This is a genomic window from Streptomyces avicenniae, assembly GCF_000719135.1.
Classification (GTDB): domain Bacteria; phylum Actinomycetota; class Actinomycetes; order Streptomycetales; family Streptomycetaceae; genus Streptomyces; species Streptomyces avicenniae.
Map to the genome: position 1 here is coordinate 26,133 of NZ_JOEK01000005.1, position 21,637 is coordinate 47,769.

Consider the following 21,637-nt stretch of genomic DNA (forward strand, 5'->3'; position numbering starts at 1 on the left):
TCTCCCGCCATGACGGAATTCGTACTGGTGTCCGGTGCATGGCTGGACGCGCGCGCGTGGTCCGACGTCGTGCCGCTCCTGCGGGCCGCCGGGCACGGCGCCCACGCCCTCACGCTCTCGGGGCTCGGCGAGAAGCGCGGCGTTCCGGCCGGGCAGCGCACCCACGTGGACGACATCACCGGCGCGATCGAGGCGGCCGACCTGCGGGAGGTCGTGCTGGTCGGCCACAGCTACTCGGGCATCCCGGTCGGGCAGGCCGCGGAACGGATCGGCGGACGGCTGGCCCGCGTCGTGCACGTGGACGCCAACGTGCCCGCCGACGGCGAGTCGTTCGCCGGGCCCGACGTCCTCGCCGCGATCGAGGCGAACGACGGCTTCTGGCCGCCGCTCGCACCGGCCGACCTCGCGGACCAGGGCCTCACCGACGCGCAGATCGCCCGCCTCGTCGCGGAGTCCACGCCCCACCCCGGCGCGTCGCTCACCGAGCCCGCCGTCCTGCGGCGCCCGCAGGCCGACCTGCCGACGACCTATGTGAAGTGCCTGCTCGACTGGCCCGAGCCCAGCCCCGACGTCGCCGCGCTGCTGACCGGCGACCGCTGGGAACTGGTCGAGATGGACACCGGCCACTGGCCGATGTACTCGCAGCCGCGCGCGCTCGCCGACGTCCTGCTCGCGGCGGCGGCCGTCCCCCGGGGGTGATCCGCGTCAGGACGGGCAGGGCTCCCGCCACGCGTCGAGTTCGAGGCGCTTCACCATCGAGCTGAAGCCCAGCGCCGTCGTTTCCGCGCAGAACTCGTCGGCCGCGAGGTCGTACTCCACGTGGAGCACGGCCTTGCCCTGCTCGACGAACGGCAGCAGCAGCTCGCACTCGCCGAACGCCGCGCACTCCTCGCTCACCGCGAAGTCGAAGTCGTCCACCAGCTCGGCCGCCTGCGCGCCGTCGTTCTTCAGGCCGACCGCCAGGCCGCGGTCATGGGCGAGCGAGGCGACCATGCGGTTGAACGCCAGTTGGTCGGCGGCCGTCAGCGGGAAGCCGGTGTCGTTCGTGAAGCCCTCCAGCAGATCGGGCTCGACCGCGTCGAAGCCCTTCTCCGCGCACATGTCGAAGCGCGCCGCCAACAGCGGGCGCAGGGCGTCCAGTTCCCGGATGTCCAGCCAGCGTTCGCCCGGCCAGCCGTTGCCCTCGCCCAGCAGCTCGGGCGGGAACGCGTCGGCGTCCGGCCTGAACTCCTCCCAGGCGCCCGCGTTGACGTAGCAGATGACCCGCACGTCCCGCGCGTGCAGCTCGGCGACCTGCGCGGCGGTCGTCTCGAAGCCGTCCACGTCGTACACGGGCACGTCCACCGTCAGGTCGAGCGTGCCGCCGAGCTGCCACTGCCAGGGCGTGCCGGGCGCCGGGCGCCACAGCTCCTGGGCCTCGCGCTCCTCCGCCGCGCCGTCCGTGCCGCCGCTGTCGCCGTCACCGCCGCTGCCGCAGGCCACCAGCGCGCACGCCAGCAGCGCCGCGCCCAGCGCGCGGCCACCCGTCAGTCGAACCACCGGGCCGTGTCCAGCTCCGCGCCGCGCGCCGGGTCCTCCAGCAGCGCGGCCAGCTCGAAACGGCGCGGCCAGCGGCCCGTGGCCCAGGCGAGCCCGGCCGCCAGGCCCTCGAACGTCGCCGCGTGCAGGACGCCGTCGTCCGTCAGCCGCCACTCGATCTCCGTGCCGTCGATGACCAGTTCGTCGTGCTCCACGTAGGTCGCCGGGGTGTCCGGGCCGAGGAGGGCGCGGGCCGCCTCCGGCACGTCCCGCTCGGTGCCGTCCTCGGGCGGCGGCGCGGCCAGGGCGGCGCTGAGCGGGCGCACGTCCAGGACGGCCGCGAGACCGGCCGCCAGGGCGGGCGGCACCGGCAGCAGCGCCCGTCCGGTGGCCAGCGGCAGCAGGTCGGGCGCGTCCGCGACCAGCGCGGCCCCCGCCGCGACGACCTGCGGCACCCCGTCCACGACGGCCCGCAACTCGTCGGGCAGCGTGACCTCTTCCGGGTCCAGCTCGGCCAACAGCGCGTACAGGCCGTGGAGTTGCGCGGCGGAGACCGTCACCTCCCGGTCGGCCAGCCGGGTGAGCAGGTCGGCCGCGCCGCCCGGCTCGGCCAGCAGCGCGCGGGCGCTGGTGCGCACGCCGAGGGCGTGCAGCACCTCGTCGTCCACGTCGGCCGTGTCCGCGTCGTCGTACAGCCCGGCGAGCAGCGGGTCGCCCCCGGCCGCGCGCAGCCCGGCGGGGCGGCGGCCGTCGAGGACGGGCGCGCCGCGCAGCCACCAGGCGGTGTACGAGCGGGCGCGCTCGACCGTGCCGTCCGGCATGCGCACGCGCAGCGGTGTCGTCAGCGCGGCGCGCAGCGTGGGCGAGCCCGAGATGAGGGCGAGGGCGCGCGGCCACTGCTCGTCGTCCACGAGTTCGAGGTCGCGGACGGCGAGGATCTCGGTGGCGACGGGCGGCAGGTCGGCGTCGGGCAGGGTGTCGAGCAGGTCCTCGCACCAGACGTCCACGGCGTCCAGCAGGCCGATGTCGTCCGGCTCGGCGTACCCGGCGTCGCGCGGTTCGAGGTCGTCGGGGTCGAGGACGACGCCCGAGGCGCGCACGACGGCCAGGTCGGCCTGCACGCCGACCGCGGTGAGCGTCGCGGCGTCCCACGCGTCGGCCAGCGCCGCGTCGCAGGCGGGGAGTTCGCCGGGCCGCACGATCGCGGCGAAGGTGCTGCCGGGCAGCACGAGGTCACCCGCGGGCGACAGTTCGCCGTCCTCGTCCGGCAGCGCGAGCGCGGCGAGCCACGGCTCGTCGCCCGGGCCGAGGCCCGCGTCCCGCACCAACGCCAGGACGATCCCGGCCAGTTCGGCGGCCGGTACGGCGTCCTCGTCCCACACGTCGGGGTCGGCGGACGCGGCGACGGCGGCGCGGACCTGCGGGCTCGTCAGGACGGCGCGCGGGCTCGCGGGCGCGGCGCCCAGCTTCTCCAGCAGCGGGTGGGCGGCCTGCGGGTGGGCGATCTTCAGCCCGAGCCGCCCCAGGCCCTCCGGGTCGGTGCCCGGCACGGGCAGCAGGACGCGGGACGGGCCGATCGTCGTGCGGCCGTCGGCCAGCGGGACGGGCAGGCCCGTCAGCAGCTCGGGGTCCACCCCGGCCAGCGACTCGTACAGCCGCCACCACCACTCGGCTGGCCGTTCCACGCCGACGAGGCGGTCGATGGCCTCGCCCAGCGGCACGCGCGCCACGTCCAGGACGCGCAGCTCGGCCCGGCGCTCCAGCCCGGCGGGCAGCAGGACGGGGAACAGCTCGGCGAGCACGGCGACGGTCTCCGCCCCCGCCCGTTCCACCAGCTCCGCCTCGACGGGCCGCAGCGCCTCGGGGGCGCCCTCGGCGTGCGGCGCGGCGCCCGGCAGGAACGCGGCGCCTGGCAGCCGGTCGAGCAGCAGCTCGCGCAGCGCGCCGTCCAGTTCGCCGCGCCCGAGCGGCCCGGGGACGAGCCCGAGCGTGCCGGTCGTGACGGGCCGCCAGTCCGTGAGGAGGGTGACGTACGTGTCGGCGGCGCGGCCGAGGAGGAAGTCGGTGAGCGGCCCGGGCGCGACGTGACGCCGCGTCGGCTCCAGCGGGAAGCTGGCGATGAGCAGCGCGGGCAGGCCGAGCGCGTCGTCGGTCGGCGTCGGCGCGTGGACGACGGGCGCGCTGGCGGGCGTGGCGGGCGCGCCCTCGGCGTCCACGGGGACGGCCCAGGTGACCGACCAGTGGGTGCGTTCGCGCTCTTCGAGCGGCCGGTCGGCCATCAGCTCGGGGGCGGCCTCGCCGCTGTCGGAGGCGACGCGCCAGCGCGTCGAGCGGACGGCGCTGCCCGCGGGGCCCGGCTCCTCGGTGATCTGCGTGTACGGGCCGAACTGGGCGCGGGTGAGGGTCCGTTCGCCGCTGGGCGTGGAGAGGGTGATCTCGGTGAGGCCGGGCAGGGCGAGCAGCAGTGTGTCGTCCACGGCGTCCAGCAGCCGGTTCGCCAGGTCCTCTGCCGCGGCGTCGCGCAGCGGGAGCCTGACGGCCGTGTCGTAGCCCTCGGGCACGACCGCGTCCGCGTCGGGGAAGGGCAGGCGCAGCAGGGGCACGGCGTGCCGCTGTCCGGCGCGGCGGTCGAGCTCGGCCAGCAGCCCCTCGTTGCCCTCGGCGGCGCCGCGCGCCAGCTCGGCGGACTCGCGCAGCGACCAGCGCACGCCGCCCCCCGCGCTGGCGACGGCGGGCTCGTCGCTGACGGCGAGGACGGCGGCGAAGCCGACGCCGAAGCGGCCGACGGTGCCACCCGCGTCCCGCTTGGCCGAGGCGCGCAGCGTGGACAGCGACTCCGCGCCCGCCGCGTCGAGGGGCGCGCCGCTGTTCGCGGCGGTGAGGACCCCGTCGCGCAGCGCCAGGAGGAGGCGGCCCGGCGCGTCGGCGCGGGCCGCGGCGTCGGCGGCGTTCTGCGCCAGCTCGACGACGAGCCGGTCGCGGTAGCCGCCACGCGCCAGGTCTTCCTCGGCGTTGGCGTCCTCGCGGAACCGGGCCGGCGAGGCGGTCCATGCGCTCAGCACACCGGCGCGGAGCGTGGCGGTGCCGAAGGGATCGTCGTCGTGGTCGGTGGTCACGGGTGCGACAGTACCGGGTACGGGGAGGCCCTCAGGCTGCCGGTGCGCGGGGGCGGCGGGCGGCCCAGGTCAGGGGGCCCCGGGCGCCGCCGGGCCGTCAGAGCGGGTCGGCGCCGAGGTGGTCGATGACGGGCGGCGGGGGCTGCTGCGGCTTCGGCTGCTCGGCGTCCGAGTGCGCGCCGCAGCCGTACGCCAGGGAGACGACGCGGCCGTCCGCGGGCGAGTACGCGTTGGCGCAGACGCCGAACGCCTGGCGCAGCGAACCGGCCAGCGGCAGGAGGAATCCGCAGCTGACGCACCCGGCGGGCGCGGCCTGCGCCATGGGCGTCTCGGGGCCGAAGCTCTCCTCCCAGCGGTCGGCCGCCTCCTGGCCGCCGATCCAGGACAGGACGCGCGGGCGGCACAGGCCGAGCTGGAGCGCGACGTCGGTGACGGTGGCGCGTTCCGCCGTCTCCTGCTCGGGCGTCCCGGCCTCCCAGCCGGGTTCGAGGCGGGGGTCGTCCTCCTCGGCCGGCAGCAGGTCGCCGGGGCCGAGGTCGCCGGGGCGCAGCCGTTCGTGCCAGGGCACCCAGGCGGGGGCGAGCAGCGAGTCGGGGCCCGGAGTGAGCGTGACCTCGTCCACCGTCACGTACTTGGCGCGGGAGGCACGGGTGACGGTGACGCCCCAGCGCCAGCCGGTGTAGCCGGGGTCCTCGGCGGCGAAGAGGTGGGTCACCAGCCGGTCGCCCTCGGCGACGGCCCCGAGGTACGCGCCGAGCGGCTGTGGGTGCGCCGCCTCCGCGGCGGCGTCGCGGGCCACGTCCACCGCCTCGGCGCAGAGCCGGTCGGGCGTACGGCTTCGCATCCCAGCATTCACGAGAACTCTCTCTCCTCCGCCGTAGTACCGGTGCGGGCGCCTGATGGGCGAACGGAGCCGACGGAGCGGACGCTGGGACCGCTACGACGTCATGCTGTACGAGGCAAGGCGCACCGTCCGACCACGCTACCGCACACCCCGACCGGCCGACGCGCGCGCCCGGTGCCCGGGGGACGGCCGCCCGGACGGCTGTAGCGGACCCGCACGGATGCGTGACGGGCGGCGGGGTAGACGGAGCGGCACAACACGCCGTCGCTCCCCCGGCGGGAAGCGGTCGGCGTGGCCGCCCCGTCCCCGTGAACAGCGACGACTTCGCCGCGGAAACCCAGGTAAATGCCATGCGCGAAACAGGAACCGGCGGGCCGTCAGCCCGTAGGCTTGAGGCCGTGGCTGGTGGCAGCTCGTCCGACACCCAGAACAAGACCGGCTCGGGCCGCCTCGTGCGGACGGCGCGGGCGGGCGGGCACGCCCTGCGGGCGTTCCCGGTGTTCGTCGGCCGCCGCATCCGCCGCGCGACGACGGCGGAGGGCGCGGGCGAATCGGGCCTGTCCAAGCTGATCGAGCTGCACGCCGTGCACTCGGCGGGCGACATGCTGATCACGATGGCGCTCGCCTCGACCATCTTCTTCTCCGTGCCGACGGCCGAGGCGCGCGGCCGGGTGGCGCTCTACCTGGCGATCACGATGGCGCCGTTCGTCCTCCTCGCGCCGGTCATCGGCCCGCTGCTCGACCGGGTGCCGCACGGCCGCCGGGCCGCGATGGCGGCGGCGCTGCTGGCGCGCGGGGTGCTGGCGCTGGTCATCGCGGGCGCAGTCGCGAGCGGGGGGCTCGCGCTGTACCCGGCGGCGCTGGGCGTGCTGGTGTGCTCGAAGGCGTACAACATCGTGCGCGCGGCGGTCGTTCCACGGCTGCTGCCCACCCGTGTGTCCCTCGTCAAGGCCAACGCGCGGATCACCCTGACGGGTCTCATCGCGGCGGGCGCCGCGGCACCCGTGGGCCTGGCGCTGAACGCGCTGGGCGAACGGCTGCCGCTGTACGCCGCCTGTCTCGTCACGGTGACGGGCGCGTTCCTCTCCTTCCGGCTGCCGGGGCAGGTGGACCTGGCGCGCGGCGAGCGGACGTACCACCTCGCCGAGCTGCGCGAGACCCGTGCCGCCCTCGCCCGCGAGAAGGACGACGGCACGCGCGGCGGGCTGCTGCGCGCGCCCGACTCGAACGTCGTGCAGGCCCTGCTGGCGAACGCGTCGCTGCGGGCGCTGTCCGGCTTCCTCCTGTTCTTCATGGCGTTCCTGCTGCGCTCGCAGTCGCTGCCTGGGCTGTCGGCCGCGTTCTCGCTGGCACTCGTGGGCCTCGCGGCGGGCGCGGGTAACGCGGCGGGCAACCTGCTGGGCAGTTGGCTGCGCGACCGTGCGCCCGAGCTGATCCTGCTGACGATGGTGCTGCTCGCCCTCGTCACCACGACGGCCGCCGCCGTCGCGTACGCGGCGGTGACCGTGGTGGCGGTGTGCGCGGTGGCCGGGATCTGCCAGGCGCTCGGCAAGCTGTCGCTCGACGCGATGATCCAGCGGGACGTGCCGGAGGTCGTGCGCACCTCGGCGTTCGCGCGCTCCGAGACGGCGTTGCAGATGTCGTGGGTGGCGGGCGGCGCGATCGGCATCTCGCTGCCGCTGAACGGGACGCTGGGCATGACGGTGGCCGCCGTCGTGGTGCTGCTCGGGACGGTCGCGACGACCCGCGGACTGCTGGGCGCCGTACGGCGCGGCACGCCGCACCCCCGCGTCCGGTGAGCCCGTGGCGCGCGGGTACCCTGCCCGCATGACTGCGATCTCCACGAGCCGGGGCCGACGGGCCGTCCGCACCACCGTTGCCGTCGGCGCCGTTTCGCTGGGATTCGTCGTACTCGCCGCATGCCAGAAGCCGACGCCGAACGCCCACTTCACGCTGAACACGCACACCGACTCGTTCGAGGCCGACCACGACTGCCACGACGGCGACGGGCTCGGCGCCGACCTGGTCGAGACCTGCCTGACGACGGACGACGGCGTCGAGTTCGGGACGCGCTCCGGCGACACGTTCCGGATCGGCGTGGACCCGAAGGTCGCCGAGGACGGCTGGGTCGTCCTGATCAACGGCTTCCCGGCCGGGACGCAGGAGCCGTACAGCAGCACCTACCAGACCTTCGACACGGACGAGCTGTTCTCCACGGCGACGCAGCTCCAGTCGCAGGCGGGCGTGGAGCCGCCCGCCGAGGGCGAGGTGGACATCACCGTGGGCCAGTTGCGCGACGACACCGAGGGCCTGAACCTCGACGGCACGTCGCTCGAAGAGTTCCAGGCCAACACGCTCTCCTCCCTCCAGAGCACCTGGACCGTCCGGCTGAAGCCGGAAGAGCACTGAGAAACGAGAGGGGACGGGTCGCCGCGTGCGTGTCCTGGTCGTCACCGCCGTAGCCGCCGAGCGTGACGCGGTCGTCGCCGCCGCGGGTGCGGGCGCGGCCGTCAGGCGGCAGAGCCCGCCCGCCGCGCCCGGCGTCCTCGCGCTCGACCTCCGGGAGGTCGCCCTGCCGACCGGTCCCGTCCTCCTCGACGTGCTCGCCGCCGGGACGGGTCCCGCCGCTGCCGCCGCGGCCACCGCGACGGCGCTGGCCCTCGCGCCGGGCGGCCACGGCCTCGTCGTCTCCGCCGGGATCGCCGGGGGCTTCGCGGACGTCGTGCCGGTCGGCGGCACCGTCGTCGCCTCCGAGATCCTGGCCGCCGACCTCGGCGCCGACACCGGCGAGGGCTTCGCCGACGCCGCCGCGCTCGGCTTCGGCGTCGTCGCCCACCGGCCGCCGCGCGCCCTGGCGCGCGCCGTCGCCGCGACGGCGGGCGCGGTCCTCGCGCCGGTGCTGACCGTCTCGACCGTGACCGGCACGGCCGCCCGCGCCGCGGAGCTGGCCGCCCGTCACCGGGGCGCCGCCGCCGAGGCGATGGAGGGCTTCGGCGTCGCGAGCGCCGCCGCGCTGCACGGCGTGCCGTTCCTGGAGATCCGCGCCGTGTCCAACGCGGTCGGCCCCCGCGACCGCGCCGCCTGGCGCGTCGCCGAGGCGCTCGCCGCCCTGACCAGGACGTTCACCGCCGTCGCGCCCGTCCTGCGCGACGGGGCCGACGGCGCCGTCCCGCACGAGGAGCAGCCATGACCGAGCCGCTGCGCATCAGTTACTCGCCCTGCCCCAACGACACGTTCGTCTTCCACGCCTGGTCGCACGGCCTGCTGCCCGGCGCGCCGCCGGTGGACGTCACCTTCGCCGACATCGACGTCACCAACGGCCAGGCGGAGCGCGGCGAGGGCGACATCCTCAAGGTCTCCTACGCGGTGCTGCCCTACGTGCTGGACGCGTACGCCCTCCTGCCGTGCGGCGGCGCGCTGGGCCGGGGCTGCGGGCCGCTGGTGCTGACGCGCGGTGAGGCCGGGCCCGCCGACCTCGCGGGGCGGACGATCGCCGTACCGGCCGTGCGGTCAACGGCCTACCTGCTGTTCCGGCTGTGGGCGGCGGCCGAGGTGCCTGGCGGGGTGGGCGAGGTGCGGGTGCTGCCGTTCCACGAGATCATGCCCGCCGTGCGCGACGGCCGGGTGGACGCCGGTCTGGTGATCCACGAGGCGCGCTTCACCTACCGGAACTACGGCCTCCACCGCGTCGCGGACATGGGCGAGTTCTGGGAGGACACGACAGGGCACCCCATCCCGCTGGGTGCGATCATCGCGAAGCGCTCGCTCGGCGAGGAGCGGCTGCGGGCCGTCACGGACGCCGTGCGCGCCTCGGTGCGCCACGCGTGGGCCGACCCGGCGGCGAGCGCGGACCATGTCCTCGCGCACGCGCAGGAGATGGACCCCGACGTCGCGAAGCAGCACATCGCCCTGTACGTCAACGAGTTCACCGCCGACCTCGGCGACACCGGCCACGCCGCGGTACGGGAACTGCTGACGCGCGCGGCCGACGAGGGCCTGGTACCGGCCGTCCCGCACGGCACCTGGTAGGTCCCGGCGGCTCCGGGCGCCGCGCGTCAGACGTCGAGCTGGTCGGCGACCGCGCGCAGCATCCCCGCGACCTTGGCGCCGCTGGCGCGGTCGGGGTACCTGCCGCGTTCGAGCTGCTGCGAGATGCCTTCGAGGAAGGTCGTCAGATCCTGGACGATACCCGCGAGTTCGTCCGGCTTGCGGCGCTGGGCGGCGGCGACGGAGGGGACCGGGTCGAGCAGGACGACGGACAGCGCCTGGTCGCCGCGCTGACCGGCGACGACGCCGAACTCCACGCGCTGGCCGGGCTTCAGGCCGTCGAGACCGGTGGGCAGGGCGGACGAGTGGACGAAGACGTCGCCGCCGTCGTCGCGGGAGAGGAAGCCGAAGCCCTTCTCGCTGTTGAACCACTTGACCTTGCCGGTAGGCACGTGTCCCCGTCCTCGCGCTCGTCACAACAGTTCGGCGGGCCGCTGGACCCGCCTCGCAGCCAAGGCTAACCGGCCCTGGCCCGGTGACAAGATGCCGCCGGGCCGTTTCGGAGGATGACTGCCCCCGGCGCGTCGCAAGTATGCTCGCCTCTGCGACCCTGTCGGGATGAGTACGCACGAATCCTCCCCGCGCACGGGGGACGCGCTCGTCCGGACGGGCGGCGTCGTCTTCCTGGTCGGCGCCGTCGCCACCCTGGTCACCGTCCTGCCGCTGTTCATCGGCGCGGACCCGCTGCCGTCGATCGCCTACGGCGTCTCCATGCTGATGGGCGTCGGCTTCCTGCTGGCCGCCGCCGGGCTGCTGAGGTCGATCGGGCGGGAACGGGCGGCGGCCAAAGCCGTGCAAAGGAGCGGGAATTCGCGATAGCCAAGGGTACGATGCACCCACGCTGCTGCCGTGCGGGGAGGCAACTCCCTTGTCGGTGACCCCAGGGCGGGCCGTCCCGCGACAGGTGGACATCCACGGCATTCGCGAACGGAACGTGATGCATCTGCTACGCCCCGGAGGGTGACCCCATGGCTGTGACACCCGACTTCCACTACACGCGCTCGCAGATCGTCACCGAGGCACAGACGAACCCCTGGAAGCGCCAGGCGGACTTCGACGCCGAGGTGGAGCCGGACGACATGGCCGAGACCGCCGCCCGCTACCAGCGCGCCGCCGCCGAGGCGGACGACGCGGGTGAGCTGGCGGAGCTGGCGAGCCGGGTCGGCGCGGAGTCGGGCAGCCGGGACGGCGCGTCGCTCGTGGACGACGAGGGGCTCATCCGCATGACCACCGCGGAGCTGGACACCCCCGGCGTCGAGAAGGTCGTGCACGGGCTCCAGAAGGCGATGAACACCGCCATCGAGACCGCCGAGCGGGTGTCCACGCTGATCCACGACGGCGGCCTCGACCACGAGGTCGGCCGCCACAGCGCGGACGCCGTGGACGAGTGGAACGACTGCCTGGCCCAGTTGGAGGCGCAGCGTCCCCCGCTCGGCACCACCTACCGCGTACCCGCCGCCCTCCCCGCCGTGTTCGTGACCGACGCCGGGGGCACCGTCCCCGTCCCGCCCGTCTGGGCGGGCGCCACCTTCGACTTCCAGCTCACGCAGGAACTGCACGACCGCATCAGGAACCGCCACCTCGGCAAGGCCGCCACGACCGCCGTCCGCTTCGACGGCGAGGTACGCGACGAGATCGACGCCTACCGCCATCGTCTGAGCGGCTTCGGCCGTGAGCTGAGCGACGACGGCTACGACATCCTGGGCGGCCCCTTCCAACTGCTGGCCAATCCCGAGATGGCGCGCTACGCGGCGGACGGCCTCGCCGACGAGCTGGCGAAGAAGCATCCCGACCGCACCAGGCTCGCCGAGTACGCGGCCGTCCTCGCCACGATCCGCGAGCGGATCTTCGCCCCTGACGACGAGATCTCAGGCCCCGGTGACATGGAGGACGCCGTCAGGGGCTCCCTCACGGAGCAGGAGCGCGCGTACCTGGTGGAGTTCTACGGCGCGCTGTCCCCCGAGACGCTGTCCGGCCTGGGGCGTGACCTGTTCGAGGAGGCGGCGGGGATCGGCGGCGGGCGTTACTCAGGGTGGGAGGACGACGGCCCGTCCCTGTACGCCACGGGGCGCGACGTCTCCAACGGCCTCCTGATGCTGATGAACGAGGGCATCGGCGGCCTCGACCTCGCGAACTGGATGGGGGAGAACGGCCGCCGGGACCAGGACCTCGTCCCCGAGGCGGTCGGCGCGCTCGCGCCCGACCCCGGCCTGGACCGCCAGCCGGTGCCCCGGGCGTCGCTGGACGCCTCGCTGGACTTCGGCACCCTGCTGAGCACCAGCACGGTCCCGGTCGGCGACGAGTTCCGCCTCCGGCTGGACGCGTTGGGCGAGGAGACCGCAGGACGGCAGCACGACGAGGACAGCTACTACGGCGGGAAGTACGCCGAGTGGGACGTGTCCTACGACCGGCCGCGCGGCTACGAGCCGTGGAACGACCAGTACCGGTGGAACACCCCGGAACAGCGCCTCGCGCACGAGTACGGCGACCCCGAGTACCTGGACCCGCAGGACGTGCCGGAGTGGCAGGTCCGCGAGGGCGTCTACGGGCTCGCGTCGCTGTTCGACCGGCGGCTCCCGGAGAACTGGGAGTTCGGCCGCCAGGGCGGGTGACCCCCTCAGCCGCGCCCGGCCAGGTGGCCCTCCAGCCACACGGGGAACGCGAGCAGGTCGGGCAGCACCACCGACGTCCCGGCGGCCCGCAACTCCGCCTCGTCGCACGGCCCGGTCACCACCGAGACGGACAGCGCCCCGGCCGCGTCCGCCGCCCGCACGTCCCCCACGTGGTCGCCGACGTACACGCCCGCGCCGTGCTCGCGCAGCGCCACCGCCTTGCCCTCCGCCCACAGGTCGCCGATCAGGACGTCGGGCCGCAGCCCCAGGTGGTCCATGTGCAGGCGGGCGTTGGGCGTGTGCTTGGCCGTCACGATCATCGCCCGCCCGCCGCCGCCCTGCACCGCCGCCATGGCCTCCGCCGCGCCGGGCAGCAGGAACGTGCCCTCCACGGCATGGCGGGGGTACAGCGCGCGGTAGCGGTCGCTCATCTCCTGGACCAGCGCGGCGGGGAACCAGTGGGCCATCTCCTGCTCCACCGGCGGCCCGAGCCTGCTGACGACGAGATCCGCGTCGATGACGGCGCCGGTCTCCGCCGCGAGCGCCACGTAGGCCGCGCGGATACCGGGCCGTGAGTCCACGAGCGTCATGTCCAGGTCGAAGCCGACGGTGAACGGGTGCGAAGGGCCGGAGAAGTGAACCATGGGGCCATTCTCCCCCGACCCCACCCGTACACTTAGGCTCGCCTAACCTGACCCGGGCCCCGGCCCGCCGTACCCGCACCCGTACGACCCGCTCCACCCGAGGACACCATGCGACAGCCCGCGACACGCCCGCCCACGCGACGGCTGCCCTGGGGGCGGCTCGCGGCGGGCGGCGTCGTCGTCGGGCTGGCGGCGCTCCTGAGCCTCGCCCTCGGCAGCCGTTCCGTGCCGCCCGACGAGGTCCTGCGCGCCCTGTTCGCCAGCGGCCAGGACGCGCACACCCCGGACGCCGAGGTCGTCCGCGAACTGCGCCTGCCCCGCACCGTGCTCGGCCTCATGGTCGGCGCCGCGCTGGGCATGGCCGGTGTCGTGATGCAGGGCCTGACCCGCAATCCGATCGCCGAGCCCGGCATCCTCGGCGTCAGCCAGGGCGCGGCGCTCGCCGTCGTCGTCGGGATCGCGTTCGCGGGCGCGCATTCGCTCGCGGGCTACGTGTGGTTCGCCTTCGCCGGGGCGGGGGCGGCGGCCGTCGTGGTGTACGCGGTGGCGGCGCGCGGCCGGGGCGGCGCGACACCCGTGAAGCTCGCGCTGGCCGGGGCGGCGATCAACGCGCTCCTGGCGTCCGTCGTCGCGGGCATCCTGACGACGCGTGGGGCGGCCCTGGACGAGTTCAGGTTCTGGCAGGTCGGGTCGCTGACCGGCCGGGACGCGGAGATAGCCGGGCAGATATGGCCGTTCCTGCTCGCCGGGCTCCTCCTCGTCGTCGCCGCCGCACGCGGCATGGACGCGCTGGCCCTCGGTGACGACGTGGCGCGTGGCCTGGGGCAGAACGTCGCGCTGGTGCGCGTCACCGGTGGCCTCGGCGCCGCCGTGCTGACCGGCGCGGGCGTGGCGGCGACCGGCCCGATAGCGTTCGTCGGCCTCGCCGTCCCGCACCTCGCGCGGGCCCTGGTGGGCGGCGCGCACCGGTGGCTGCTGCCGATGGCGGCGCTGCTCGGCCCCGTGGTGCTGCTGGTCTCCGACGTGGTGGGACGGCTGGTGTTCCCGCCGTCCGAGATACCCGCGGGCGTGATGACGGCGCTCGTCGGGGTGCCGTTCCTCATCGTCCTGGTGCGGCGCTCGGCGGTGACGGCGTGACGGTCACCGAACCGCGGGACGCTCCCCCGCGCCGCGCACGCCCCGCCGGGTACGGGCTGGCACGGCGGCGCCGCGCCTCGTTCCTCCTCCACCGGCGCGCGGGCGTCGTCGCGCTGATCCTGCTGGCGCTGCTGTCCTGCGCGTGCCTCGCGGCGCTGTGCCTGGGCGAGACGACGGTGGCCCCCGATCAGGCGCTGCGCGCCGTGTTCGGCCGCCCGTCCGACGCCGAGTTCGTCGTCGGCGTCCTGCGGCTGCCGCGCCTGACGCTCGCCCTGCTCGTCGGCGCCGCGCTCGGCGTCGCGGGCGCGCTGATCCAGGCCGTGGCGCGCAACCCGCTGGCCAGCCCCGACGTCATCGGCGTCACGCACGGCGCGGCGGCCGTGACCGTCACGGCGATGACCTACGGCCTCACGTCCGCCGCCGCCCTCCCCTACCTGTCCGTCACCGGCGGCCTGGCCGCTGCCGCGCTGGTGTACCTCTTCGCCTGGCGCGGCGGCCTGCACGCGGGCCGTTTCGTCCTCATCGGCATCGGCATCGCCGTCGCGCTGCGCTCGGTGACCCAGCTGTTCCTGACCAAGGGCGACCACCAGATCGCGCAGCAGGCGACGGTGTGGATGACCGGCTCGTTCAACGGCCGCGGCTACGACCAGGCGCAGCCCCTCGCGTGGGCCCTGCTCGCCCTGCTGCCCGCCGTGCTGTGGGCGGCCCGCGCGCAGCGCGCGGTGGTGCTGGACGACGACACGGCGACCGCCCTCGGCGTCCGGCTCGGACGCACGCGCCTCGGCCTCGCCACCGTGGGCGTCCTGCTCGCCGCGCTGGCGACGGGCGCGGCCGGCCCCGTGGACTTCGTCGCCCTGCTCGCCCCGCAGATCGCGCGCCGCCTGACCCGCACCGCCCAACTGCCGCTGCTGTGCTCGGCGCTGGCGGGCGCCGTCCTCACCGTGACCGCCGACGTGCTGGCCCGCACGCTGTTCGCGCCGACCGAGCTGGCCGCGGGCGTCGTCACGGCGGCGGTGGGCGCCCCTTACCTGCTCTGGCTGATCGTCACCCACCGCACAGGAGGCCGCGCATGAGCCCCGCAGAGACCGGCCCCGCGACGGCCAGGCTGACCGCCCGCGCCCTCACGCTCTCCTACGACGAGGCGGCCCGCCCGATCGTGGACGGCCTCGACCTCGCCGTCCCCGACGGGCAGGTCACCGTCATCGTGGGGCCCAACGCCTGCGGCAAGTCCACGACGCTGCGGGCCCTCGGGCGGCTGCTGAAGCCGCGCGGCGGCGCGGTCCTCCTCGACGGCCAGGAGCTGTCCACGCTGCCGACGCGCCGCATCGCCCAGGCGATCGGGCTGCTGCCGCAGTCGCCGACGGCCCCCGAGGCGATCACCGTCGCCGACCTCGTCTCCCGGGGCCGCCAGCCGCACCAGCGCTGGTGGCAGCAGTGGTCGGAGGCGGACGAGCGGGCGGTGACGGAGGCGATGGACCGCACCGACGTCACGGCGCTCGCCGACCGCGCCGTGGACGAGCTGTCAGGCGGGCAGCGCCAGCGCGTCTGGATCGCCATGGCGCTGGCGCAGGAGACGGACCTGCTGCTCCTGGACGAGCCCACCACCTATCTCGACATCGCCCACCAGGTCGAGGTGCTCAACCTCGTCCGGCACCTGCCGGGGCGCACGGTCGTCGCGGTCCTGCACGACCTGAACCAGGCCGCCCGGTACGCCGACCACCTCGTCGCGATGAAGGACGGCCGGATCGTGGCGCGCGGACGGCCGGGCGAGATCGTCACGGCCGAGCTGGTCCGCGACGTCTTCGGCCTCGACGCGCTGGTCGTCCCCGATCCGGTCACGGGCTCGCCGCTCGTCGTACCGGCCGCTCCCACCGCTCCCACCCTCCCTTCAGCACGAGAGGCACGCACCCCATGAAGCGCACCCGCCTGACCGTTCTCGCGGCCATGGCCCTGTCCGGCACGCTGGCCCTGAGCGCCTGCGGCTCCGACGCGGACGACGACTCCGGCTCGGGCGGCGCGGAAGGGGGCGGCGGCACGACGACGGTGGACACGGCGATGGGCGAGGTCGAGGTCCCGGCCGACCCCCGGCGGGTCGTCGTCCTCGACACGGGCGAGCTGGACACCGCCGTCACGCTGGGCATCACCCCGGTCGGCGCCGCCGAGACCGCCACCGGCACCATGGGCCTCGCCTACCTGCCGCAGGACGCGCTGGCGGACATCGAGAGCGTCGGCGTCATCGGCCAGCCCAACCTGGAGGCCATCAACGCGCTGGAGCCCGACGTCATCATCGGCAGCAAGATCCGGGCCGAGGAGTTCTACGACGAGTTGTCCGCGATCGCCCCGACCGTCTTCACCGAGACGACCGGCGCGCCGTGGAAGGAGAACTTCACGCTGCACGCGGCGGCGCTGGGCAGGGCGGAGGAGGCCCAAGCGGTCGTGGACGCCTACGACGAGCACGTCGCGCAGGTCACCGAGGCGCTCGGCGGCGCGGAGGCGGCGGCCGGGACCGAGGTGAGCATGCTGCGGTTCATGGAGGGCGCCAACACCCGCCTGTACGGGCGGGAGAACTTCATCGGCTCGATCCTGGCGGACATCGGCCTCGGCCGCCCGGCGATCACGGACGACGCCCCTGACGGCTTCGCGGTCGAGATCAGCCCGGAGCAGCTGGACCAGGCCGACGCGGACGTCATCTACTACACGTCCTACGGCTCGGCCGACGCGTCCGGCGAGGAGGCCGCGGTGGGCGGCCCGCTGTGGGACGACCTGACCGCCGTGCAGAACGACCGGGCGTTCGCGGTGGACGACGACCTGTGGTTCCTCGGCATCGGCTACGAGGCGGCGGAGCAGATCCTCGACGAGATCGGGGCGACCCTCGCCCCGACCGCCTGACCCCGCACCCCGCACAGCGTCCCGCCCCCGGCACGGCACCACCGCCGGGGGCGGCGCGCGTCACCCGGGCCCCGGGCGAGGCGGCGGCTCCACCGCCCGGCGGGCGGTGGTGAGGACCGCGGCGATCGCCGCGTCGGCTGCGGCGATCTCCTCCGTGGCCGTGGCGAGGGTCCCGTCATAGGTGGCGCGGGCCTCGTGGCAGCGGACACGGCCGTCCTCGGTGAGGACGGTGTACGCGCCGCGCCTGTCGTCGGGACACGGGTCGCGGTAGGTGTACCCGGCCGCGTTCAGACGGCCGACCAGGCGGGTGACCGAACTCTGGTTGAGGCCCAGCCCGTCGGCGAGTTCCTGCATGCGCAGCTCCCCCTCGGGCGCCCGGTCGAGGACGGCCAGCGCGCGGTACTCCGACAGGCCGAGACCGTGACGGCGCTGGAGGGCGGTCGCCAACCGGCTCTCGACATGCGTGTGCAGACGCAGCATCCGGTCCCACATCCGCGCGTCGGAGACGGCCTCCCCCACGCCGCTGATCTGCGATGACATTGCGCACTCCTCCGATCGACCGGGCGCCAGGGGCCGCCGACTTGACACCAGCTTACTTGCACATGCATTCTCTTCGAGAACTTGCACGTACATACATTAAAGGAGACCGCCGTGGCCTGGACCTACCTCCTCATCGCCGCCGTGTTCGAAGTCGTGTTCGCGCTGGCGACCAACGCCACCGACGGATTCACCGTGCTCGGCGCCTCGCTGCTGACCGTCGCCGCCGCGGCGGCCGGGATCTTCTTCCTCGGCCTCGCCCTGAGATCCCTGGACGTCGGCGTCGGCTACACCGTGTGGACCGGCATCGGCTCGGTGGGGACCGTGATCTTCAGCTCGGTGGTGTTCGACGAGGAGATCACCCCGGCGAAGGCACTCGCCTTCGTCCTGATCATCGGCGGCGTGCTCGGCCTGAAGCTCGCCGACGGCGTCAGCCCCCGCGCCACCACGGAATCCGCCCACCTCCCCGCCTGACCACCACCCCCTTCCACACCACCCCCGCAACGACCGTTCCGTCCCGGCCTCACCGAGGAGTCACCGACATGCCCTGGATCTACCTGCTCATCGCCACCGTGTTCGAGGTCGCCTTCGCACTCGGCACCAACGCCACCCGAGGATTCACGCGCCTGTGGCCCTCCGTGTTCACCGTGCTGGCCGCCGCGGGCGGCATCTTCACGCTGAGCCTGGCGCTGCGCACCCTCGACGTCGGCGTCGGCTACACCCTCTGGACCGGCGTCGGCTCGATCGGCACCGTCCTGCTCGGCGCGCTGATCTACAAGGAGAGGATCACGAGGCCGAAGCTCGTCTCCTTCGCCGCCATCATCGCGGGCGCCGTCGTCCTGCGCCTGGCCGCGGGGGCCTGACCCCGGTGCGGGAGACCGTCACCTGTCGGCCGCCGCCGCGAGGACGAGCACGAGGTGTTCGTCCTCGCGGCGCGGGACCGTCCCGGTGCGCCGGAAGCCGTGCCTCTCCAGCAACCGCACCGAGCCGACGTTCCCCGCCACAGGGTCGGCGTACAGCGGACGGGCCTGTTCCCGTTCGAGGAAGAGCCCCAGCGCCCGGGTGCCTATGCCGCGCCCCCAGAACCGCCGACCGAACCAGTAGCCGACGAAACGCCGATCGCCTTTCCACCAGGCCACCACGTTGCCCGCCAACTCCCCGCCCACGACGACGGCCTGCACGAAGACCGCCGGGTCCCCGAGGATCGTGTGCGTCCAGTGCTCCATGAAGGCGTCCCGCTCCCGGGACGGGAAGCGCGACCGCCGCACGGCCTCCTCGTCGCACTGCTGCACGAAGAACACCTCAAGGTCGTCCGGTCCGACGTCCCGCAGACCCACCCGTTCATCCATGCCCCGGAGTCTGCCACCGACCACTGACAGTGACCGTCGCGCCGTCCGTCAGCGCAGGAGCGCCAGGTCGTCGCCCCACGCGTCGAGAACCGCGCCATGACCGGCCGCGCGGGCGGTCCTTTCGACGTCACGGAAGAGCGCGCGCAGGCGGCCGACCCCGCCCTCGGCGGCGAGCCCGAGCAGGCGCGGCACGAGCTGGTCGGCCGACCACAGCGGGTCGCCCAGCGGGTGGTGCTCCAACTCCCAGCGCAGGAACTTGTTGTAGGGACGCACGCGCCGGTGGAGCGCGAACAGGGCGTCGAGCGCGTACGGCACGGCCTCGGCGGCGTCGAGGCGCGCCGCCTCGGGGCGGCCGTCGCGCTCGCTCTTCATCGCCCGGTAGGCCGAGTTGGTGAAGGCGTCGAGGTGACCGTCCGCCTCCTCGCGCGCCTCCTCGGCGTCCAGGGCGCGCTTGCGGTCGAGGAGCGTGGCGATCCCGCCGTCGAGCCGGTCACGCAGCACGACGGCGTGGACGTACGCGTAGCGGGCCCAGCTCATCGGGTCGCCCGGCAGGCCGCGGACGCGGAAGGCGGAGAGCGGCATGACGACGAGGTCCAGGTCGCGGGAGCGGTGGCCGTCCAGGCCGTCGAAGGAGGACGGCACACCGTCGTGCGTCACGACGTGCACGTCGTCGTCCGAGTGGACGGTGGCCATGCCCTCGTGGGCGCGCGAGCCGCTGAGGAGGACTCCGGCGACGCCAGGATCGGCGTCGGCGCGTTCCAGGACGGCGGCGAGGGAGGCAGGCGGAGCGGGCAGGTGGGAGTGCGTCACGGTGAGGTCTCCATGCGGAAGTCCCGCCGCGCGGGGAGACCGGGCGGCGGCGAAGAAAAGGGAGCGCATCTGTGGCGGTCCTGCCGGACGGCCACGCGGGGTTCACCTCACGCACGGGAGGCTAGGCCGCCGCACGCCCGTGCGGAAACGTTTTTCTGCCCGTCCCCCCGAGGAGTGAGGGCGGAACGTTCCCCCAGGCGGGCGCCGCGTCGTTCTCCCTCCTGTCGGACACACACAGGCGTGACGCCCGTCCCGTACGGAAGGACCCACCCCATGCCGACGCCCCGCACGGCCCCCTCCCGTCTCGCCGCCGGGACGGCCGCGCTCGTCGCCTGCGCCGCGCTGGGCGTCGCCGCGGCGGCCTCGCCCGACGGCGGCCCACCGGGCGGGACGGCCCGCGCCGGAAGCGCGACCGCCGCCGCGGTCGTGGACGGCGGCGGCCGTCTCGTCCGCGGGCGCAACGTCGATGCCGTCCACTCCCCTGGCCCCGCGGTCACCTGCGTACGGCTCGCCGCCGGGATCGCCCCTGACACCGTCGTCCCGCTCGTCACGGCGATCCACTCAGGCGACGGCGGAGGAGACGGGCGGATGGTGTTCGCGCGGCTCGTCGATCCGCCCTCCACCTGCGACGGGACGCGCGAGGTCGAGGTGGCCACGCGTGACGCGGACGGCGACGCCCGGCGTACCGGCTTCACCCTCGTCGTGCCCTGACCCGGGCCGGTCGCGCACCCGTACGGCGACTGAACCCGCGCGTACACTCGACCGCATGGCAGTCGCGACACGCGGGCGCATCGACAAGCGCAAGGCGATCCTCGAAGGCGCGTTCACCGTGTTCGCCCGGCAGGGCTACGCGCAGGCGTGCGTCCAGGAGATCGCGGACGAGGCGGGCGTCGCCAAGCCGACCGTGTACAACCACCTCCAGGACAAGGCCACCCTCTTCCGGCACGCCGTCGGCGCCGCCGCCGAGCAGGCGCTGCGCGAGCGGACCGCCGCGCTCGACCCGCTCGCCGCCCCGGGCGACGACCTGGGCGCGACGCTCCGCGACGTCGGCCACCACCTCCTCGTCCTGTACGGCGACGAGCGCTCCTGCGCCCTGCGCCGCCTGCTGTACGCCGAGGTGACGCACTTCCCCGAGGTCCTCGACATCGCGAACGAGAGCGGCGCCCACCGGCTCACGGAGTCCCTCGCCGACCGCCTCGCCCGCCTCGCCCTGGCCGGACGGCTGCGCGCCGGGGACCCGGCGTCGGCGGCCGAGCAGTTCCTCGCGCTGCTCGTCGGCCCGATGGAGGCGCGCTCCCGGATGGGCACACGGCCCGTGGGCGACGACGAGCTGCGCGCGGTCGCGGACGCCGCCACCGACACGTTCCTGCGCGCCTGGGGCACCGGCACGGCGTGACGGCCCGGCGGGCGCCCCCTTGGTACGGTGACCCGCGCCCCCACCTGGGGACGGGCCCCCGACGACGAGGAGCGCCCATGCGGGTCGTCCTGACCGGCGCCACCGGCTTCATCGGCTCACGCGTCCTCGCCCGGCTGCTGGCGGAACCGGGCGTCACCGGCGTGACCTGCCTGACCCGCCGCCCGCCCCCCGTGCGGTCGGACAAGCTGACGGTCGTCACGATGGGCGACTTCACGCACTACGAGGACGCGCTCCTCGACCGGCTCGCCGACCACCGCGCCTGCGTGTGGGCGCTCGGCGGGAAGGAGCAGGACGCGAAGGACCCGGTGGCGTACGAGCGGCTCACCCACACGTTCACCCTCGCCTTCGCGCGGGCGCTGGTGCCCCGGCTGACCGGCGAGTTCACGTTCTGCTACGTCAGCGGTGCGGGCGCCACCCCCGCGGAGTCCGCCCGGCTCCCCGTCCGGCAGGCGACCCGGCTGCTCAAGGGCAGGACCGAGCGGGACCTCATCGATGTCGCCCGCGAGCACGAGGGGTTCGTCCCCTACGCCTTCCGGCCGGGCGGCGTCCTGCCGGAACGCGCCGGGCCCGCGGGGCGGCTGCTGCTCGCGCCGTTCGCCGTGGGGGTGCGGCAGCTGGCGACGGCGCTGGTGCGCGTGGCGTGCGGTGACGTGCCCCCGCCGCCGCGCGTGGTCCGCACCGCGGACATCCGCCGCCTGGCGCGCTGAGGCCGTCCGC

Annotated in this window: 24 protein-coding genes; 16 read left to right on the top strand and 8 right to left on the bottom strand. The window is 75.0% G+C overall.

Features of this window, described 5'->3' with window-relative positions:
• Positions 1-9 precede the first annotated feature (9 nt).
• Positions 10-699: an alpha/beta fold hydrolase gene (locus IF27_RS10060; protein ID WP_052849115.1), complete on the top strand. Its 690-nt coding sequence runs from the start codon at positions 10-12 to the stop codon at positions 697-699.
• A gap of 6 nt (positions 700-705) precedes the next feature.
• Here the strand turns inward: IF27_RS10060 and IF27_RS10065 are convergent, their stop codons facing one another.
• The 3 genes from IF27_RS10065 to IF27_RS10075 all read right to left on the bottom strand — a co-directional run bounded on the left by IF27_RS10065 (position 706) and on the right by IF27_RS10075 (position 5,478).
• Positions 706-1,539 (bottom strand): endo alpha-1,4 polygalactosaminidase, encoded by an 834-nt coding sequence (locus IF27_RS10065; protein WP_223290986.1) that lies wholly within the window; start codon positions 1,537-1,539, stop codon positions 706-708.
• Positions 1,527-4,634 carry a sacsin N-terminal ATP-binding-like domain-containing protein gene (locus tag IF27_RS30945; protein WP_052849116.1) on the bottom strand — a complete coding sequence of 1,036 codons (3,108 nt, stop codon included), beginning with the start codon at positions 4,632-4,634 and terminating at the stop codon, positions 1,527-1,529. The genes IF27_RS10065 and IF27_RS30945 overlap by 13 nt, the downstream gene beginning before the upstream one ends.
• A 97-nt stretch (positions 4,635-4,731) precedes the next feature.
• Positions 4,732-5,478 (bottom strand): DUF3027 domain-containing protein, encoded by a 747-nt coding sequence (locus IF27_RS10075; RefSeq protein ID WP_052849117.1) that lies wholly within the window; start codon positions 5,476-5,478, stop codon positions 4,732-4,734.
• 350 nt (positions 5,479-5,828) lie between these two features.
• On the opposite strand from IF27_RS10075, the gene IF27_RS10080 reads away from it, so the two are divergent.
• The 4 genes from IF27_RS10080 to IF27_RS10095 are packed head-to-tail and all read left to right on the top strand — an operon-like array spanning position 5,829 to position 9,507.
• On the top strand, positions 5,829-7,277 hold the full coding sequence (locus IF27_RS10080) for an MFS transporter (RefSeq protein WP_110945738.1): 1,449 nt from the start codon (positions 5,829-5,831) through the stop codon (positions 7,275-7,277).
• A 28-nt stretch (positions 7,278-7,305) separates the two neighbouring features.
• Positions 7,306-7,887: a hypothetical protein gene (locus tag IF27_RS10085; RefSeq protein ID WP_052849118.1), complete on the top strand. Its 582-nt coding sequence runs from the start codon at positions 7,306-7,308 to the stop codon at positions 7,885-7,887.
• A gap of 25 nt (positions 7,888-7,912) precedes the next feature.
• Positions 7,913-8,668, top strand: a complete 756-nt coding sequence (locus IF27_RS10090; RefSeq protein WP_052849119.1) for a futalosine hydrolase — start codon at positions 7,913-7,915, stop codon at positions 8,666-8,668.
• Complete coding sequence (locus tag IF27_RS10095) at positions 8,665-9,507, top strand: 1,4-dihydroxy-6-naphtoate synthase (protein WP_052849120.1); 843 nt, start codon at positions 8,665-8,667, stop codon at positions 9,505-9,507. Before IF27_RS10090 ends, IF27_RS10095 begins: the two co-directional genes overlap by 4 nt.
• 26 nt (positions 9,508-9,533) lie before the next feature.
• Here IF27_RS10095 and IF27_RS31905 read toward each other — a convergent pair whose 3' ends face one another.
• A complete protein-coding gene (locus IF27_RS31905; RefSeq protein WP_052849121.1) occupies positions 9,534-9,917 on the bottom strand; it encodes a cold-shock protein in 384 nt (127 codons plus the stop codon).
• A 166-nt stretch (positions 9,918-10,083) separates the two neighbouring features.
• Here IF27_RS31905 and IF27_RS10105 point away from each other — a divergent pair, with 166 nt between their 5' ends.
• Together IF27_RS10105 and IF27_RS10110 are read left to right on the top strand one after the other, a co-directional pair.
• Entirely contained in the window at positions 10,084-10,344 is a 261-nt protein-coding gene (locus IF27_RS10105; RefSeq protein ID WP_052849122.1) for a hypothetical protein, read from the top strand.
• 149 nt (positions 10,345-10,493) lie between these two features.
• Positions 10,494-12,137, top strand: a complete 1,644-nt coding sequence (locus IF27_RS10110) for a hypothetical protein (protein WP_052849123.1) — start codon at positions 10,494-10,496, stop codon at positions 12,135-12,137.
• A 5-nt stretch (positions 12,138-12,142) separates the two neighbouring features.
• Here the strand turns inward: IF27_RS10110 and IF27_RS10115 are convergent, their stop codons facing one another.
• Positions 12,143-12,781 carry an HAD family hydrolase gene (locus IF27_RS10115; RefSeq protein WP_052849124.1) on the bottom strand — a complete coding sequence of 213 codons (639 nt, stop codon included), beginning with the start codon at positions 12,779-12,781 and terminating at the stop codon, positions 12,143-12,145.
• Positions 12,782-12,889: 108 nt separating this feature from the next.
• Here IF27_RS10115 and IF27_RS10120 point away from each other — a divergent pair, with 108 nt between their 5' ends.
• The 4 genes from IF27_RS10120 to IF27_RS10135 are packed head-to-tail and all read left to right on the top strand — an operon-like array spanning position 12,890 to position 16,807.
• A complete protein-coding gene (locus tag IF27_RS10120; RefSeq protein ID WP_052849125.1) occupies positions 12,890-13,918 on the top strand; it encodes a FecCD family ABC transporter permease in 1,029 nt (342 codons plus the stop codon).
• On the top strand, positions 13,915-14,991 hold the full coding sequence (locus IF27_RS10125; protein WP_052849126.1) for a FecCD family ABC transporter permease: 1,077 nt from the start codon (positions 13,915-13,917) through the stop codon (positions 14,989-14,991). Before IF27_RS10120 ends, IF27_RS10125 begins: the two co-directional genes overlap by 4 nt.
• Positions 14,988-15,833, top strand: a complete 846-nt coding sequence (locus tag IF27_RS10130; RefSeq protein ID WP_052849127.1) for an ABC transporter ATP-binding protein — start codon at positions 14,988-14,990, stop codon at positions 15,831-15,833. The genes IF27_RS10125 and IF27_RS10130 overlap by 4 nt, the downstream gene beginning before the upstream one ends.
• Positions 15,830-16,807 (top strand): ABC transporter substrate-binding protein, encoded by a 978-nt coding sequence (locus IF27_RS10135; RefSeq protein WP_052849128.1) that lies wholly within the window; start codon positions 15,830-15,832, stop codon positions 16,805-16,807. Before IF27_RS10130 ends, IF27_RS10135 begins: the two co-directional genes overlap by 4 nt.
• Before the next feature lie 60 nt (positions 16,808-16,867).
• Here IF27_RS10135 and IF27_RS10140 read toward each other — a convergent pair whose 3' ends face one another.
• Positions 16,868-17,347, bottom strand: coding sequence for a MarR family winged helix-turn-helix transcriptional regulator (locus tag IF27_RS10140; RefSeq protein ID WP_052849129.1), 480 nt, complete (start codon positions 17,345-17,347; stop codon positions 16,868-16,870).
• 111 nt (positions 17,348-17,458) lie between these two features.
• Here IF27_RS10140 and IF27_RS10145 point away from each other — a divergent pair, with 111 nt between their 5' ends.
• A complete protein-coding gene (locus IF27_RS10145; protein ID WP_052849130.1) occupies positions 17,459-17,818 on the top strand; it encodes a DMT family transporter in 360 nt (119 codons plus the stop codon).
• 68 nt (positions 17,819-17,886) lie between these two features.
• The gene (locus tag IF27_RS10150) at positions 17,887-18,207 is read left to right on the top strand and encodes a DMT family transporter (protein ID WP_052849131.1); all 321 of its coding nucleotides are present in this window, start codon (positions 17,887-17,889) and stop codon (positions 18,205-18,207) included.
• Between the two features lie 18 nt (positions 18,208-18,225).
• On the opposite strand, the gene IF27_RS10155 is transcribed toward IF27_RS10150, so the two are convergent.
• Together IF27_RS10155 and IF27_RS10160 are read right to left on the bottom strand one after the other, a co-directional pair.
• Complete coding sequence (locus IF27_RS10155; protein WP_190232894.1) at positions 18,226-18,693, bottom strand: GNAT family N-acetyltransferase; 468 nt, start codon at positions 18,691-18,693, stop codon at positions 18,226-18,228.
• A 48-nt stretch (positions 18,694-18,741) separates the two neighbouring features.
• Positions 18,742-19,503 carry a hypothetical protein gene (locus IF27_RS10160; RefSeq protein ID WP_223290988.1) on the bottom strand — a complete coding sequence of 254 codons (762 nt, stop codon included), beginning with the start codon at positions 19,501-19,503 and terminating at the stop codon, positions 18,742-18,744.
• Positions 19,504-19,776: 273 nt separating this feature from the next.
• Here IF27_RS10160 and IF27_RS10165 point away from each other — a divergent pair, with 273 nt between their 5' ends.
• From IF27_RS10165 to IF27_RS10175, 3 genes are all read left to right on the top strand, one after another.
• A complete protein-coding gene (locus IF27_RS10165) occupies positions 19,777-20,214 on the top strand; it encodes a hypothetical protein (protein WP_052849133.1) in 438 nt (145 codons plus the stop codon).
• A gap of 55 nt (positions 20,215-20,269) precedes the next feature.
• The gene (locus tag IF27_RS10170) at positions 20,270-20,899 is read left to right on the top strand and encodes a TetR/AcrR family transcriptional regulator (RefSeq protein ID WP_052849134.1); all 630 of its coding nucleotides are present in this window, start codon (positions 20,270-20,272) and stop codon (positions 20,897-20,899) included.
• A 77-nt stretch (positions 20,900-20,976) separates the two neighbouring features.
• Complete coding sequence (locus IF27_RS10175) at positions 20,977-21,627, top strand: NAD(P)H-binding protein (protein WP_052849135.1); 651 nt, start codon at positions 20,977-20,979, stop codon at positions 21,625-21,627.
• The last annotated feature ends 10 nt before the right edge of the window (positions 21,628-21,637 follow it).